We start from the raw sequence: 17,007 nt of genomic DNA, 5'->3' as shown, positions 1-17,007 counted from the left end.
TCTCCACCCAGTACTACGGCCGCAAGGGCCTCGTCGTGAACGCCCTGTCCGGCGTCGACCTGGCGCTGTGGGACCTGCTGGGCAAGCTGCGCGGCGAGCCGGTCTATCATCTGCTGGGCGGCAAGGTTCGCGACGAGCTGACCTTCTACGCCACCGGCGCCCGCCCCGACCTGGCCCAGAAGATGGGCTTCATCGGCGGCAAGATGCCCCTGCACCACGGCCCGGCCGAGGGCGAGGAAGGCCTGCGCAAGAACATCGAAGAACTGGCCACCATGCGCGAGCGCACGGGCGAGGACTTCTGGCTGATGTTCGACTGCTGGATGGCGCTGGACCTGAACTACGCCACCAAGCTGGCCCACAAGGCCCACGAATATGGCCTCAAGTGGATCGAGGAGGCGCTCAGCCCCGACGACTACTGGGGCTATCGCGACCTGAAGAAGGCCGCCCCCAAGGGCATGCTGGTCACCACCGGCGAGCACGAGGCCACCCGCTGGGGCTTCCGCATGCTGCTGGAGATGGAGTGCTGCGACATCATCCAGCCCGACGTCGGCTGGTGCGGCGGCATGACCGAGCTGGTGAAGATCTCCAACCTCGCCGACAGCCGCGGCGTGATGTGCATCCCGCATGGGTCGAGCGTCTACAGCTACCACTTCGTCACCACGCGCCATAACAGCCCGTTCGCCGAGTTCCTGATGATGGCCCCCAAGGCCGACGAGGTGGTGCCGATGTTCCACCCGCAGCTGATCGGCGAGCCCGTGCCGGTGAACGGCAAGCTGAAACTCTCCGACGCCCCCGGCTTCGGCGTCGAACTCAATCGCGAGGTCGGTCTGCACCGGCCTTACGCCCGCTAATCCCGAACGCTAATCCCCCGAAAGCGTAAAGCCATGAAACTCCTGCGTTACGGCCCTCGCGGCGCCGAAAAGCCCGGCCTCCTCGACGCCGACGGCGCCATCCGCGACCTGTCGGGCCACGTCGCCGACATCACCGGCGCGGAACTGTCGCCCGCCAGCCTGAAAAAGCTGGCCGTCATCGATCCGAAGTCATTGCCGCTGGTCGAGGGCTCGCCCCGCTACGGCGTGCCGGTCAAGGGCGTCAGCAAGTTCATCGCCGTGGGCCTGAACTTCGCCGACCACGCCGCCGAATCGAACCTGCCGATCCCCGAGGAGCCGGTGCTGTTCACCAAGGCCGTCAGCTGCCTGACCGGCCCGAACGACCCGGTGATGATCCCCAAGGGTTCGCTGAAGACCGACTGGGAGGTCGAGCTGGGCGTCGTGATCGGTTCGCGCGCCAGCTACGTCAGCGAGGCCGAAGCCTTGGACCACGTCGCCGGCTATGTGCTGATCAACGACGTCTCCGAGCGCGCCTTCCAGATCGAGCGCGGCGGCACCTGGGACAAGGGCAAGGGTTGCGACACCTTCGGCCCGGTCGGCCCGTGGATGGTCACCTCGGACGAGGTCGGCGACCCGCAGAACCTGGCCATGTGGTTGGACGTCAACGGCCAGCGCAAGCAGGACGGCTCGTCCAAGACCATGATCTTCCCGATCAGCAAGCTGGTCTCCTACATCAGCGAGTTCATGACGCTTGAGCCTGGTGACCTGATCACCACCGGCACGCCGCCCGGCGTCGGCATGGGCCAGAAGCCGCAGCCCGTCTATCTGAAGGCCGGCGATGAGATCCGCCTGGGCATCGAGAAGCTGGGCGAGCAGCGCCAGATCGTCGTGGCCTGGTCCAAGGAAGGCGTCGCGTGAGCACCGTTTACGCCAATCGTTTCGCTGGTCGCGCCGCCGTGATCACCGGCGGGGCCTCGGGCCTGGGCAAGGCCGTGGCCGCGCGCATCGTCGCCGAGGGCGGCCAGGTCTGCCTTTGGGACCTGGACGCTGATGGTCTGAAGGCCGCCGCCGCCGAGGTGGGCGCCCAGCACACCGTCGCCCTCGACGTCTCCGACCAGGCCGCCGTCGCCGCCGCCGCCAAGGCCGCCCATGGGGCTCTGGGCCGCATCGACATCCTGGTCGCCTCGGCCGGCATCACCGGCGCCACCGCCCCGGTCCACGAGTACCCGCTCGACAGCTGGCGTCGGGTGATCGACATCAATCTGAACGGCCTGTTCTACTGCTGCCGCGAGGTGGCGCCGTTCATGATCGCGGGCGGCTACGGCCGGATCGTCAACGTCGCCTCGGTGGCCGGCAAGGAAGGCAATCCCAACGCCAGCGCCTATTCGGCCAGCAAGGCCGGCGTGATCGGCCTGACCAAGTCGCTGGGCAAGGAACTGGCGACCAAGGGCGTGATCGCCAACAGCCTGACCCCCGCCACCTTCGAAAGCCCGATCCTGGAGCAACTGCCCCAGAGCCAGGTCGACTACATGCGCGGCAAGATCCCGATGGGGCGCCTGGGCGAGATCCACGAGAGCGCGGCCATGGTCTGCTTCATGGCCAGCGAAGAGTGCTCGTTCACCACCGCTTCGACCTTCGACACGTCCGGCGGTCGCACGACCTATTAGGGCCAAACCTTAGGGAGAAACGGGGAGCGATGACCTATCTCGGCCCGATCATCGACCCGCACATGCACCTGTGGGACCTGGACCGGCACTATTACAGCTGGCTCCAGGCCGTCCCGCTGCCGAACAATCCGGCCGGCGACATGTCCCCGATCGCTTATCGCTCCTATGGGCTCGATGACTATCTGACCGACACGGTCGGCTGGAACATCGTCCAGACGGTGCATGTCGAATGCGGCCTGCCGCCCAAGGACCAGCTGTCGGAGACCGACTGGCTGCAAGCCGTCGCGGACACCCAAGGGGTGATCGGCGGCATCGTGGCCGGCGCCAATCTGGATGACCCCCGCGTCGAGCCCCTGCTCGAGGCGCATGCGGCGCGAGCCAATGTTCGGGGCGTCCGCCAGATCGTCAACTGGCACAAGGATCCCGCCAAGACCTACGGCCCGACCGACCTGCTGCTGAATGATCAATGGCGCAAGGGCTACGCCCTGCTGGCCAAGTACGGGCTGTCGTTCGACCTGCAGCTCTATCCTTCGCAGATGGCGACGGCCGCCGCCCTGGCCGCCGCCCATCCGGACATTCCAGTGATCGTCAATCACGCCGGCATGCCGACCGACCGCGACGAGGCCGGCCTGCAAGCCTGGCGCGACGGCCTGGCCCTGCTGGCCCAGCAGCAGAACGTCAGCTGCAAGATTTCGGGCCTGGCGATGATCGACCGGGCCTGGACCGTCGACAGCCTGCGGCCCTTCGTGCTGCGGGTCATCGAGACCTTCGGTCCCAGCCGCTGCATGCTGGCCAGCAACTTCCCGGTCGAGAAGGTGCACGGATCGTTCGGCGATTTCTACGAGGCCTACGACACGATCACGGCGGACTTCGGCGAGGCCCAGCGGGCGGCGTTGTTCGGTGGAACAGCCCGCCAAGTCTACCGCCTGCCGCCGCCCACCACCTGACCCAAAAGCAAGAAACGGGAGGACACGATGAGCAACCACCAGGACCGGCCCCTCGCCTTCCGCATGCAGCTGAAGCCCGGCGTCGCCGCCGAATACGAGCGCCGGCACGACGAGCTGTGGCCGGACCTGGCCGAAGCGCTGCGCAAGGCCGGGATCCATGACTATTCGATCTTCCTCGACGAAGAGACGATGAGCCTGTTCGCCGTGCTGCGCCTCAAGCCCGACAACGCCAAGGACGCCCTGCCCCTGGAGCCGGTGATGAAGCGCTGGTGGGACTACATGGCCGACCTGATGGACGTCCATCCGGACAACAAGCCGCGCGAGTGGCCCCTGAAACCCGTCTTCTATTTCGAGGGCTGAAGATGACCCGCCTGCCCTTCCGCGCACTCGGCTTGGTCACGACCCTGCTGGCGACCACCGCCCCCATCCCGTCGGTCGGGGCCGAGCCCGCGCGCTACACCATGACGGCGTTCACCAACGCCAGCCAGTCGAACATGAGCGTCTACGACTCGGCGGACGGGACGCGCTTTGTGTTGAAGAAGCCGCTGGCCTACACCCCGCCCAAGGGCCTGATCCGCGACCCCAGCGTGATGCGGCATTCCGACGGCTGGTGGTACGTCGCCTACACCACTGGCTGGACCGGAAACACCATCGGCCTGGCCCGCAGCCGGGACCTGACCGACTGGACCTTCCTGCGCGACGTCACCGTCGACGTGGCCGGCGCGACCAACAGCTGGGCGCCCGAATGGTTCGTCGACCAGGACGGCTCGGTGAACCTGATCCTGTCGGTCTCGACCACCGGCCAGCAAGGCTCTTTTCAGCCCTATCGGATCACCGCCGCCGACGCCCTGCTCGCCAAGTGGAGCAAGCCCAAGCCGCTGGCGGGCCTGGGTCCCAACTTCATCGACACCTTCGTGGTGCGCGAGGGCGGGCTCTACAACGCCTTCGCCAAGAACGAGACCAGCAAGTTCGTCGAGCTCTACACCGCTCCGTCGCTGGACGGTCCCTGGCAGCCGAAGGGCTCGGGCGACTGGGCCGGCTGGGGTCGCGGCGTCGAAGGCCCTGCCCTGACCCGCACACCCGACGGCGCGTGGCGGATCTATTTCGACGAGTACGCGGCCAAGCGGTACTGGTTCAGCGACAGCAAGGACGGCTTCCGCACCTGGACGCCGAAGACCGAGCTGCCCGAGCTGTCGGGCACGGTGCGGCACTTCACGGTCCTGAAGGAAGGCGGCGAACCCGCCGTCGCCGCCAAGCCCGCCGAAGTCCACAAGATCACCTGGGACAAGTACTCCCTGAAGGTCGATGGCGAGCGCATCTTCTCGTGGGGCGGCGAGTTCCACCCCTTCCGCGTGCCCAGCCCGGACCTGTGGCGCGACATCCTCCAGAAGATGAAGGCCAGCGGCTACAACACCGTCGCCATCTATTTCGACTGGGGCTACCACTCGCCCAAGCAGGGGGTCTACGACTTCAGCGGCGTGCGCGACATGGATCGCGTGCTGGCGATGGCCAAGGAAGAAGGCCTCTACGTCATCACCCGCGCCGGACCCTATGTGAACGCCGAGCTGACGCGTGGCGGCTATCCCGGCTGGATGGTCAACCAGCAGGCTCGGGCCCGCACCGACGCGCCGGAATACATCACCGCCGCCGACGAGTGGCTGACCCGGATCAACGCCGTCATCGCCCGCCACCAGCTGACCACCGGCCAGGGCACGGTGATCGCCCACCAGATCGAGAACGAGCTGGACGTCGTCGGCGCCCCGCAGCAGCGCTACATGCAGTGGCTGTACGACAAGGCCAAGGCCGACGGGATCACGGTCCCGATCTTCCACAACGACAAGGGCCGCAACGGTTACTGGGTCCCCAAGGACTCCAAGGTCCCCGGCACGGTCGAGGGGCCCAACGACCTCTACGCCTTCGACGGCTATCCCGGCGGCAGCTGCAAGGTCGACTCCACGCCGTCGGCGCCCGGTGTCGCGCCCGACTGGGGCCTGTACGGTCCCGGCGGGGCCAAGGGCGGCGCCTCGGCCAGCCCCAACACCCCCGGCTTCGCGGCCGAGTTCGGCGGCGGCTGGTTCGACTACTGGGGCAGCAACGGCGACTACGACTGCACCGCCCTGCATCGCGGCGTCGGCTATCAACGCGTGTTCTACGGCACGAACATCGCCAACGGCCTGACGATCCAGAGCTTCTACATGACCTATGGCGGCACCTCGTGGGGCTGGCTGCCGGCCCCGGTGGTGTTCACCTCCTACGACTACGGCTCGGCGATCGACGAGACCCGGGGCCTGCGCGACAAGATCCGCGTGATGAAGCAGATGGGCGAGTTCATCGCCGCCGTGCCGGACCTCCGCCGCATGGACAAGGGCGAGGCCGTCGCCCCGTCGAACGACAAGGTCCGCGTCTATCACAACGTCAATCCGGAGACCGGCAGCCATCTCTATGGGGTGGTTCACAACCCCAGCAGCGCCACCGGCGATGAGGCCTTCACCTTCCAGGTGAAGACCCGCGACGGCGAGTACGTCGTGCCCAGCCGGATCAAGGGCCAGGACAGCAAGATGCTGATGGCTTCGTACGACCTGGGCGGCCAGCGGCTGGTCTATTCGACGTCCGAGATCCAGACGCACCTGAAGTGGAACGACGGCGACCTGGCCCTGCTGTACGGCCGCGCCGGCGAGGCGGGCGAGACGGTGCTGCGCTACGCCTCCGCCCCGAAGGTCGAGGTTCTGGAGGGCGAAGTCGCCCAGGCCTTCGACGCCGCCAAGGGCGACCTGAAGCTGACCTACGCGCACAAGGGCCTGGCCCGCGTGCGGATCACCGGCGGCGGTCGTCCGCCCCTGGCCCTGCTGCTGGCCGACGCCGAGACCGGCCAGACCTTCTGGCGCCGCGACGCCTTGCTGGTGCGCGGCCCCGGCCTGGTCCGGAGCGACGCGACCAAGGGCGGCGTGCTCAGCCTGACCGGCGACACCGAGACCGACAGCCCGCTGGAAGTCTTCGCGCCCAAGGCCGTGACGGCCATCCGCTGGAACGGCGTCAAGGTCACGACGAAAGTCACCGCCTCGGGCGGGCTGCTGGCCGACAAGCCGCTGGCCGGTCCGGCCGCGGTGACCGTGCCCGACCTCGCCAAGCTCGACTGGAAGACCGCCCCGGGCACGCCCGAGGCCGATCCCAAGTTCGACGACAACGCCTGGCTGAAGACCGAGGGCCGCCGCAGCGGCTCAACCGTGCGCGGACCTACGGGCCAACCCGCCCTGGACATGAGCACCTACGGCTTCCACCAGGGCGACGTCTGGTATCGCGGCCGCTACACCGGCAAGCCCGACATCGACACCCTGACCCTGCACTATGGCGGCGGCGGCGCGGGGATGCTGCAGGTCTGGCTGGACGGCCGGTTCCTGGGCCAGCACGAGCTGGACGGCGGCCTGCCGCGCCCGATCACCATGGGCGTGGCCACGTTCAAGCTGCCCGAGGACCTGCGCGGAGCCGGCGAGCACGTGATCTCGGTGATGGTCCGCAACAACGGCCACAACTGGGACCTGGACGCCGACGACTTCCACAAGGAGGCTCGCGGCCTGATCTCGGCCTCGCTGTCCAGCCCCACCAGCTACAGCTTCGCCGTGCCGATCGCCTGGAAGATCCAGGGCAATCTGGGCGGCGAGGACATCCAGGATCCGGTGCGCGGCAACGCCAACAACGGCGGCCAGTACGGCGAACGGATGGGCTGGCACCTGCCTGGCTTCCCCGACGGCGGATGGACCAAGGCCGACATGGCCGCGACCAAGCCCGCCGTCGGCACGACCTGGTATCGCACGCGCTTCGACCTGAACCTGCCCAAGGACCAGGACACCACCCTGGGCCTGACGATCGGCGATCCCACCGTCCCGCGCTCGCCGGGTCGCTACCGGGTGCTGATCTTCGTCAACGGCTGGAACATGGGCCAGTTCATCGCCAATGTCGGCCCGCAGCGGACCTTCGTCTTGCCGCCGGGCATCGTCGACCTGCACGGCAAGAACACCCTGGCCCTGGCCGTGACCAGCGACGGCGCTCCCGGCGACGCCCTGGAGACGGTGAAACTCGTCAACCTGCGCACCGTGCGCGGCGGCATACCCGTCGCCCGCGTTCCGGCGCCCGACTTCAAACCCTAAACTCTGCCTGCTTGGGCGCTCCCCCGCCCACGCCAAGACTTTCCAAGGAGACTACCCCGTGCCCAATCTCGCCCACGGCCTCGAGGCCAAGGACATCAAGGCCAAGATCGCCCTGCTGATCAGCAACCTGGTCGACATCCAGGACGAGACCGGCGAGTTCCTGCTGCGGCTCGACGACGGCCGGGTGATCGACACCAAGGGCTGGAACGACTGGGAATGGACCCACGGCGTGGGCCTGTACGGCCTGTGGAAGCAGTACGAGATGACCGCCGATCCGCGGGCGTTCGAGATCATGACCCAGTGGTTCGCCGACCGCTTCGAGGCCGGCACCCCGACCAAGAACATCAACACCGTCTCGCCGTTCCTGACCCTGGCCTATCTGTACGAGGCGACCGGCGACCACACCTACCTGCCCTATCTGGAAACCTGGGCCGACTACGTGATGTACGAAGGTCCGCGTACGGAAGAAGGCGGCTTCCAGCACATCGTCTTCAACAGCGAGAACCCGCAGCAGCTGTGGGACGACACGCTGATGATGAGCGTCCTGCCCCTGGCCAAGATCGGCCTGCTGCTGGGCCGCGACGACTTCGTCGAGGAGGCCAAGCGTCAGTTCATGCTGCACGTGAAGTACCTGGCCGACCGCAAGACCGGCATGTGGTTCCACGGCTGGACCTTCGAAGGCCGGCATAACTTCGCCGACGCCCTGTGGGCCCGCGGCAACTGCTGGGTGACGATCGCCATCCCCGAGTTCATCGAGCTGCTGGACCTGCCGCCCGGCGACGCCCTGCGCGAGTTCCTGATCGACACCCTGGAGGCCCAGATCAAGGCCCTGGCCCGCTATCAGGACCAGGACACCGGCCTGTGGCGCACGCTGGTCGACGACAAGACCTCGTACCTGGAGGCCTCGGCCACGGCCGGCTTCGCCTACGGCGTGCTGAAGGCCGTGCGCAAGCGCTACGTCTCCAAGGACTATCAGGCGATGGGGATCAAGGCGCTGAAGGGCGTGCTGGCCAATATCGACGACAAGGGCGAGCTGCAGCAGGTGTCGTTCGGCACCCCGGTGTTCGACACCCTGCAGGGCTACAAGGACATCCCCCTGACCTCGATGCCCTACGGCCAGTCCCTGGCCATCCTGGCCCTGGGCGAGTTCCAGCGCGCCTTCATCTAGCAACTCAGTGCGTGGCCCTCGTCCTCGACAAGCTCAGGATGAGGACCACAGCCAGATCGCGGCAGTAGAAAAACCTCATCCTGAGCTTGTCGAAGGACGAGGTTTTCGCCCCAACCGCCGAACAAGAAACACGGGGCGCCAGAAACTCGCTCCAAGGGAATGACACGCAGATGGCGACGCCGGAACCCCGCAAACCTTCCTGGATCAACTATTGGGGCTGGGGTTCCGGCGACATGTTGGGGGCCGGCGCGCAGGCCGTGATCACCGGCTGGCTGGCCTATTTCTTCATCACCTTCTGCGGCCTGTCGGCGGTCGAGACCGGCCTGATCCTGGGCCTGCCTCGGCTGCTGGAGGCGATCACCTGCCCGCTGATCGGCTACATCTCCGACAACCTGCGCCACACCTGGGTCGGGCGACGGATCGGCCGGCGCAAGATCTTCCTGATCCTGACCATTCCGCTGCTGCCCGCCTTCGCCCTGATCTTCGTCACGGGCCAGACCTTCACCTACTACCTGGTGACGTTCGTCTTCTTCGAGTTCCTCTACACGATGTTCCTGATCCCGTGGGAAACCCTCGCGGCGGAAATGACCAAGGATTACAAGGAAAAGGCCAAGTTCGCCGGCGCGCGGATGCTGATCGCCCAGAGCTCGGCGATCCTGGCCTCCTACCTGCCCACCCTGATCATCAACCACTTCGGCGGCAAGGACTCCTCAAGCACCTTCCTGATCATGGCCGCCATCTTCGGCGGGCTGTTCAGCCTGGTCGTTCTGCTGGTCGTGCTGTTCACCTGGGAACGGCCCTATACCGAGGCCGAGAAGCTGATCCAGCCCGAGCCCATGGACTGGGCCAAGGCCGCGCTGATCCCGGTCAACATGTTCCGCGACCTGTTCTCGACCCTGCGCATCAAGGCCTTCCGCCAGCATCTGTCGCTGTATCTGGGCGGCTACATCTCGCAGGACATCTTCAACACCGCCTTCCCGCTGTTCGTGGCGACGGTGATGATGGGGGCCACCCTGGTGATCTCGCAGCTGATGACCACCATGTACGTGGCCCAGCTGATCTCGGTGATGATCGCCATCAATGTGGTCATCCGCACCGGACCGACGGCCGCCTATCGCATGGCCATCGGCTTCGTCGGCGCGGCCCTGCTGCTGTTCCTGGCCTTCTATCTGATCAAGCCGGCGGGCTTCGCCGAAGGCCTGACGGCGCTGGGCGGCAATCTGTTCGGCGGCGGCGCCTCGCCGACCGTGCTGTTCTGGCTGTTCGCGCCCATCATCCTGGCCGGCCTGGGCCGGGGGACGCTGAACTTCGTGCCCTGGAGCGTCTACAACTACCTGCCCGACGTCGATGAGGCCGTGACCGGCCAGCGTCGCGAAGGCATCTTCGCCGGGGTCATGACCTTCGTGCGCAAGATCGCTCAGTCGGGAGCCATCGTCGTCACCACCTCGCTGATCGGCCTGGGCGGCTTCGTCTCGCCCGACAAGGCCCACCCCGGCGTGGCCGTGGTCCAATCGCCCCAGGCGGTGCTGGTCCTGGTGCTGGTGATGGTCGGCGGGCCGCTGCTGGTCATGCTGGCGGGCCTGGTGATCTCCTGGTCCTTCCGGCTCAACGCCAGGACCCACGAGGTCCTGATCCACGAGGTCGAGCGCCTGCGCGCCGGGGCCACCGAGGCCGAGAGCCCGGAGTCAAAACAGATCGTCGAGGACCTGACGGGGTGGAAGTTCGAGCGGCTGTGGGGACGCGGCTAGCGCCGCGCTTGGTCCTCGTCCTTCGACAAGCTCAGGATGAGGACCAGTGTGCAGGTCTCGGCAGTAGAAAACCTCATCCTGAGCCTGTCGAAGGACGAGGTTTTCGCTTCCAAAAGTTGTCCCTACTCCTGTCCCGGGATCGGCAGGCGCTCCATGATTTCCACCGAGTCCCCGGGGAAGATCGCGAAGTGGGGGTGGTTCTCGAACAGCGCCGCCGCCGCCTCATGGGACTGCGCCCGCACGATGACGTAGCCGGCCACCCGGTTGCGGATGTCGCTCACGCCGCCTGGCGCCGCCTTCTTGGTCTTCCCCAACGGGCCGCCGTGATCGACCACCGCCGCGGCGTGATCGGTCATCCACTGGCCCCAAGCGGCCATGCCCTTGTTCATCGTCTCCTCGCTGACCGACGACGGATCCGTCGGCGTGTCGGAGCCCATGTAGAGGGCCAGGAATGTCTTCATCGCCGTTTCCTCCTCGGGTCGTTTGGAGCATTCAAGCATCGCGACCATAACGCCGGGAAACACGAGGAGGAAACACTGGCGGCCCGCATCGACCTTCGATTAAATACTCAGACAAAATACTCTGAGGGAGAAGACGGAATGGCGAGGTCGAGACTGGGCGGACGGCTGGCCCTGGCGCTGTGGGCGACGACGGCTCTGACCGCATCGCCGGTGCTCTCCGCCTCGCCGAAGCTGGACGCCCACGCCATCGCCACGGCCCGGTTCGGGAACGACGCCGCCTGGTACGAGGGCAATATACCGCTGTTCGAATCCTCGGACCCGAAGCTGGACCAGATCTACTATTACCGCTGGAGCGTGTTCCGCGCCCACCAGCGCGACCTCGGCCCCCGCGGCTACATCACCACCGAGTTCCTCGACGACGTCGGCTGGCAGCGCGAGCCCTACGCCAGCCTCAACGACGCCACCGGCTTCCACATCCAGGAGGGCCGCTGGCTTCGCGATCGGCGCTATGCCGGCGACTATATCGACTTCATGTACGAGGGCGGCGGCAACGATCGCCATTTCGCCGAGGCCATCGCCGATGCGACCTGGGCCCGCTTCCTGGTCGACGGCGACCAGGACGCCGCCACCCGGCACCTGGGCGCGATGAAGCACATCTACGCCCTGTGGGACGACCGCTACGACTTCGACAAGAAGCTGTACTGGATCGAGCCGCTGCTGGACGCCACCGAATATACGATCAGCTCGATCGACGCCTCGGGCGGCCAGGACGGCTTCAGGGGCGGCGACGCCTTCCGCCCCTCGATCAACAGCTACATGTACGCCAACGCCCGGGCGATCAGCCGGCTGGCGGCCCTGACCGGCGACAAGGCCACCGCCGCCGACTACGCCGCGCGCGCTGAGAGCCTCAAGGCCCAGGTGCAGAAGAGCCTGTGGAGCGCCGACTTCGCCCACTTCATCGACCGCTACAAGGTCAACAACGCGCATGTGAAATACTGGGACCCGATCCGCGGGCGCGAACTGGTCGGCTACGTGCCCTGGACCTTCGGCCTGCCGGACGACACGCCGGCCTACGCCCAGGCCTGGAAGCACGCGATCGATCCGAACCAGCTGGCCGGCCCGGCGGGCCTGCGCACGGTCGAGCCGTCCTACGAGCACTACATGCGCCAGTACCGCTACATCAAGGAAACCGGCGAGCCCGAGTGCCAGTGGAACGGACCGATCTGGCCGTTCCAGACCACCCAGGTTCTGACGGGCCTGGCCAACCTGCTGAACGACTATCGCCAGGACGTGGTCACACGCGCCGACTACGCGCGGATGCTGGCCCAGTACACGGCGCTGCATTTCAAGGACGGCAAGCCGGACCTGGAGGAGGACTACGATCCGGCCACCGGCAAGGCCATCGTCGGCCTGGACCGCAGCCATCACTACAATCACTCCGGCTATGTCGACCTGGTGATCAGCGGCCTGGTGGGGCTGCGGCCGCGCGCCGACGAGGTGCTGGAGGTCAATCCGCTGGCCCCCAGCGACCCCGCCGATCCGAACTTCCTCAAGTATTTCAGCCTGCAGGACGCGCCCTATCACGGCCATCTGGTCGGGATCTCGTGGGACGCCGACGGGTCTCGCTATGGCCGCCGGGGCCTGGTGGTGACGGTGGACGGCCGGGAGGTGGCCGCCTCGACAACCTTGAAGACGCTGACCGCGCCGCTGGCGCGGAAGCCGGCCGCCCCGATCGCCCGACCGATCGACCTGGCGGTCAATCTGGTGCGCTCGGACTATCCGCGTGGCTCGGCCTCGGCCGGCGCCGATCCCAAGACCGTGCACCAGGCGCTGGACGGGCGGGTGTGGTTCTTCCCGGAGATGGCCAACGGCTGGTCGCCGGGCGTTGGCGCCAAGCAGCCGTGGTTCGAGGTGGACTTCGGCGCGCCGACGTCGGTGCGCGCGGCCGAGCTCAGCTTCTTCGCCGACGACCAGGCCTTCGCCGGGCCGGCGCGCTACCGGCTGGAGGCCTGGCGGGACGACAAGTGGGTGGAGGTGGCCAAGGTCCCCGCCCCGCTGGCCAACGGCGTGGACCGCGCGGCCTGGGCGCCGGTGACGACGTCGAAACTGCGGGCGGTGTTCGATCTGGCGGCCGGCAAGGACATGCGGCTGGTCGAGATGAAGGTGTTCTAAAGGCCGGCCTTACATCCCTTCATCCCGGCGAAAGCCGGGAACCAAGCAGGATGTCCGAAAGGGGCTCCGCCGATCGGCCGTCAGCGGCCAATCCCAAGCTCGGCTTGGGTCCCGGCTTTCGCCGGGATGAAGGGAATTGAGGGGCGTCCTTTGCTCATGCAGAGGACGCCCCCCAGCCCTAGTTCAGATCCAGCACCACCACCGACTTGCTCGGCAGGGTCGCGGTCAGGGTGTCGCCCTTGATCGAGGCCGCCGTGAAGGCCGCCGGCTTGACCGCGTTGGGCGCCTCGAAGGTGTTGTGGGCGCTCATGGTCGAAGCCGTCAGCACCCGGCCCTTGGCGGTCTTGCCGGTCACGCCCGAAAGCTTGATCGTCACGGTCGCCGACTTGGTCGGATCCAGGTTGACCAGCGCCACGTGGACTACGCCGGCGGTGTCCCGGCCCGCAGAGGCGTTGACCGCCGGAACGCTGGACTTGCCGACCGTATAGGCTGGGCTGTTGACCTCCAGCGGCAGAGATGTCGCCCCCTGGAAAGGCTTATACAAGTCGTAGACCCAGTAGGTCGGGGTCAGGACCATCTTGTCCTTGTCGGTCAGGATCATGGCCTGCAGCACATTGACCATCTGGGCGATGGCCGTCAGCCGCACCCGATCGGCGTGCTTGTGGAAGACGTTCAGGGTGGCGCCGGCCGCCACCGCGTCGCGCATGGTGTTCTGCTGGTACAGGAAGCCCGGATTGGTGCCCGGCTCGACGTCGTGCCAGATCCCCCATTCATCGACGGCCAGGCCCACCCGCTTCGTCGGATCGTACTTGTCCATGATGGCGGTGTGCTTGGTGATCAGCTCGTCCATGCGCAGGGCCTGGAACATGGTGTCGGCCCAGATCTGCTCGTCGAACTGAGTGGCCGAACCCTTGATCGACCAGCGGCCGCTGGGGATCGTGTAATAATGGACGCTGATCTGATCCATGTTCTTGGCCGCGCTGGCCATCATGGTCTCAGTCCAGTTGTAGTCGGGGCCATTGGCGCCGCCGGCGATCTTCTCGGTCTTGGTCCCCGGCGGCACCCGGACGAATTCGGCGAAGTTGCGGTAGAGGTCGGTGTAGTGAGCCGCCGTCATCTGGCCGCCGCAGCCCCAGTTCTCGTTGCCGACTCCGAAGTAGTCCAGCTTCCAGGGCTTATCGCGGCCATTGGCGCGGCGCATGTTGGCGATGGTCGAATTGGTCGGCGAGACCATGTACTCGACCCACTCGGCCATTTCCTGGGGCGAACCGGTGCCGACATTGCCAGCGACATAGGTCTTGGCCCCGACCAGTTCGGCGAATTCCATGAACTCGTTGGTGCCGAAGCTGTTGGGCTCCTCGACGCCGCCCCAGCTCACATTGACCTTCACCGGACGCTTGTCGCGCGGGCCGATCCCCTCGCGCCAGTGATAGTCGTCGGCGAAGCAGCCGCCCGGCCAGCGGATCAGCGGAACCTTGATCGCCTTCAGGGCCGCGACCACGTCGTTGCGGTAACCCCGGGTGTTGGGGATCTTGCTGTCCTCGCCGACCCAGACGCCCTCGTAGATGCCGTGTCCCAGGTGTTCGGCGAACTGGCCGTAGACCTCCGGCTGGATCACCGGACCGGGCTGGTCGGCCCGCAGGGTGGCCGTGACGGCGGTCTGGGCCGCGGCGGCGCCCGCGCCCGCCAGGGCGGCGATGGCAAGTCCGGCGACGAGCGCGTGCTTCAGCGTGGTCAGCTTCACGTGATTTCTCCCTAGGCTCGCCGTTTGTCGGCGTTGGTCTTGGTAAGGACGGCGGAGCGGCGCTCCGGTTTAGTGGTTGTCCCGGGGCAGGCCCTTGGTCTGGGCGATGCGCTGGTACTTGACGGCGGGCTCCAGCACCGCGCCGGTGTCCATCTGGCCGACGATGGCCCGCTGGATCTCCTGCCAGGGGGTCTGGCTTTGCGGATATTGGAAGCCGCCGGCCGCCTCCAGCGCCTTGCGCCGTTGGACGATCTCCTCAGGCGTGACCAGCACGTCGACACGCGACTTGCGCAGGTCCACCCGCACCCGGTCGCCGCTCTTGAGCAAGGCCAGGCCGCCGCCGGCCGCCGCCTCGGGCGAGGCGTTGAGGATCGAGGGCGAGCCCGACGTGCCCGACTGGCGCCCGTCGCCGATGCACGGCAGCTGGTGAACGCCGCGCTTGATCAGGTAGTCGGGGGCCCGCATGTTCACGACCTCGGCCGCGCCCGGATAGCCGATCGGACCGGCCCCGCGCATGAACAGCACGCTGCGCTCGGTGATGCCCACGGCCGGGTCGTCGATGCGGTGGTGGTAGTCCTCGGGGCCGTCGAACACGATCGCCTCGCCCTCGAAGGCGTCCGGGTCGTCGGGGTCGGACAGATAGCGGTCGCGGAATTCCCTGGTGATCACGCTGGTCTTCATGATCGCCGAGTTGAACAGGTTGCCGCGCATGACCACGAAGCCGGCCCGCTCGACCAGCGGCTTGTCGAACGGGCGGATCACCGCCTCGTCCTCGATCATCGCGTCGCGGCAGGCCTCGCCGATCGTCTGGCCCGACACGGTCAGGGCGTCCTGGCGGATCAGGCCCTGGCCCATCAGCTGGTTGACGACGGCCGGCACGCCGCCGGCCCGATAATAGTCCTCGCCCAGATACTCGCCGGCCGGCTGCAGGTTGACCAGCAGCGGCACGTCTTCGCCATAGGTCTGCCAGTCGTCGACGGAAAGCTCCACGCCCATGTGGCGGGCCAGGCCGTTCAGGTGGATGGGGGCGTTGGTCGAGCCGCCGATCGCGGAGTTGACGACGACGGCGTTGAGGAAGGCGTCACGCGTGAGAATGTCGGACGGCTTGATGTCCTGCAGGGTCAGCTCGACGATCCGCAGGCCGGTCTCGTAGGCGTTCTGTTGCCGGTCCCTGTAGGGGGCGGGAATGGCGGCCGAGCCGGTCAGCGACATGCCCAGCGCCTCGGTCAGCGAGTTCATGGTCGTGGCCGTGCCCATGGTGTTGCAGTAGCCGGTCGAGGGGGCGGAGCTGGCCACCAGCTTGATGAAGCCGGCGCGGTCGATCTCGCCGGCCGCCAGCATCTCGCGGGCCTTCCAGACGATGGTGCCCGAGCCGGTCCGTTCGCCCTTGTACCAGCCGTTCAGCATCGGGCCGACCGACAGGGCGATGGCCGGGATGTTCACGGTCGCGGCGGCCATCAGACAGGCCGGGGTGGTCTTGTCGCAGCCGATGGTCAGCACCACCCCGTCGATCGGGTAGCCGTACAGCGTCTCCACCAGCCCCAGATACGACAGGTTGCGGTCCAGCCCCGCGGTCGGCCGCTTGCCGGTCTCCTGGATCGGGTGGACCGGGAACTCCAGGGCGATGCCGCCGGCCGTGCGGATGCCCTCGCGCACGCGCTCGGCCAGCACCAGGTGGTGGCGGTTGCACGGCGACAGGTCAGAGCCGGTCTGGGCGATGCCGATGATCGGCTTGCCCGACTGCAGCTCCTCCAGCGACAGGCCGAAGTTCAGATAACGCTCCAGATACAGCGCCGTCATGTCCACATTGTCCGGATTGTCGAACCAGGCGCGCGAACGAAGGGCCCGGGGCGGAACAGCGGCAGAGCTCATGACGGTCCTTAGATAGGCGACGAAACCTTAGGTCGGCGACAGCGGGAGGGCGTGATCGACATCCCGCTTTCTTCGTCCCTGTTTATTTGTCTGACTATACCGCTCTAGACGCAACGTCAACGTGAGAGCTCCACAGCGCGACAACCTCGGACCGCCGGTGCTTACCAATTGAATGCAAAAGAAAATCATTCGCCCGTTATTGCCGGACGATAGGTCGCTCGGGAGGCGTCGATGGACTCGAAAGCCCAGCCGC

Annotated in this window: 12 protein-coding genes; 9 read left to right on the top strand and 3 right to left on the bottom strand. The window is 66.9% G+C overall.

Going from position 1 to position 17,007, the window contains the following annotated elements; translation table 11 throughout:
* The 8 genes from rhmD to WAL33_RS14185 form a co-directional block, all read left to right on the top strand.
* Window positions 1–851 (top strand): L-rhamnonate dehydratase (rhmD, locus tag WAL33_RS14220; protein WP_422182173.1); only part of this gene is annotated, 851 nt, incomplete at its 5' end.
* A 33-nt stretch (window positions 852–884) separates the two neighbouring features.
* Window positions 885–1,748, top strand: a complete 864-nt coding sequence (locus tag WAL33_RS14215) for a fumarylacetoacetate hydrolase family protein (RefSeq protein WP_422182172.1) — start codon at window positions 885–887, stop codon at window positions 1,746–1,748.
* Window positions 1,745–2,497: an SDR family NAD(P)-dependent oxidoreductase gene (locus WAL33_RS14210; RefSeq protein ID WP_422182171.1), complete on the top strand. Its 753-nt coding sequence runs from the start codon at window positions 1,745–1,747 to the stop codon at window positions 2,495–2,497. Before WAL33_RS14215 ends, WAL33_RS14210 begins: the two co-directional genes overlap by 4 nt.
* Window positions 2,498–2,526: 29 nt before the next feature.
* Window positions 2,527–3,444: an amidohydrolase family protein gene (locus WAL33_RS14205; RefSeq protein ID WP_422182170.1), complete on the top strand. Its 918-nt coding sequence runs from the start codon at window positions 2,527–2,529 to the stop codon at window positions 3,442–3,444.
* Between the two features lie 27 nt (window positions 3,445–3,471).
* The gene (gene rhaM, locus WAL33_RS14200; RefSeq protein ID WP_422182169.1) at window positions 3,472–3,804 is read left to right on the top strand and encodes an L-rhamnose mutarotase; all 333 of its coding nucleotides are present in this window, start codon (window positions 3,472–3,474) and stop codon (window positions 3,802–3,804) included.
* Window positions 3,805–3,806: 2 nt separating this feature from the next.
* The gene (locus WAL33_RS14195; RefSeq protein ID WP_422182168.1) at window positions 3,807–7,589 is read left to right on the top strand and encodes a beta-galactosidase; all 3,783 of its coding nucleotides are present in this window, start codon (window positions 3,807–3,809) and stop codon (window positions 7,587–7,589) included.
* A gap of 58 nt (window positions 7,590–7,647) precedes the next feature.
* Window positions 7,648–8,757, top strand: a complete 1,110-nt coding sequence (locus WAL33_RS14190; protein WP_422182167.1) for a glycoside hydrolase family 88/105 protein — start codon at window positions 7,648–7,650, stop codon at window positions 8,755–8,757.
* Window positions 8,758–8,927: 170 nt separating this feature from the next.
* Window positions 8,928–10,505: an MFS transporter gene (locus WAL33_RS14185; RefSeq protein ID WP_422182166.1), complete on the top strand. Its 1,578-nt coding sequence runs from the start codon at window positions 8,928–8,930 to the stop codon at window positions 10,503–10,505.
* A gap of 122 nt (window positions 10,506–10,627) precedes the next feature.
* Here the strand turns inward: WAL33_RS14185 and WAL33_RS14180 are convergent, their stop codons facing one another.
* Window positions 10,628–10,966: a hypothetical protein gene (locus WAL33_RS14180; protein WP_422182165.1), complete on the bottom strand. Its 339-nt coding sequence runs from the start codon at window positions 10,964–10,966 to the stop codon at window positions 10,628–10,630.
* A gap of 138 nt (window positions 10,967–11,104) precedes the next feature.
* Between WAL33_RS14180 and WAL33_RS14175 the strand changes: the two genes are divergently transcribed.
* A complete protein-coding gene (locus tag WAL33_RS14175; RefSeq protein ID WP_422182164.1) occupies window positions 11,105–13,138 on the top strand; it encodes an MGH1-like glycoside hydrolase domain-containing protein in 2,034 nt (677 codons plus the stop codon).
* A 178-nt stretch (window positions 13,139–13,316) separates the two neighbouring features.
* Here WAL33_RS14175 and WAL33_RS14170 read toward each other — a convergent pair whose 3' ends face one another.
* Complete coding sequence (locus tag WAL33_RS14170; RefSeq protein ID WP_422182163.1) at window positions 13,317–14,882, bottom strand: alpha-N-arabinofuranosidase; 1,566 nt, start codon at window positions 14,880–14,882, stop codon at window positions 13,317–13,319.
* Between the two features lie 69 nt (window positions 14,883–14,951).
* The gene (locus WAL33_RS14165) at window positions 14,952–16,754 is read right to left on the bottom strand and encodes an IlvD/Edd family dehydratase (RefSeq protein WP_422182162.1); all 1,803 of its coding nucleotides are present in this window, start codon (window positions 16,752–16,754) and stop codon (window positions 14,952–14,954) included.
* Window positions 16,755–17,007 lie beyond the last annotated feature (253 nt).

The organism is Caulobacter sp., from assembly GCF_049283275.1.
Taxonomy (GTDB): domain Bacteria; phylum Pseudomonadota; class Alphaproteobacteria; order Caulobacterales; family Caulobacteraceae; genus Caulobacter.
The sequence above is the reverse complement of the archived record's forward strand: the minus strand, read 5'-3'. Positions and strand labels throughout refer to the sequence as shown.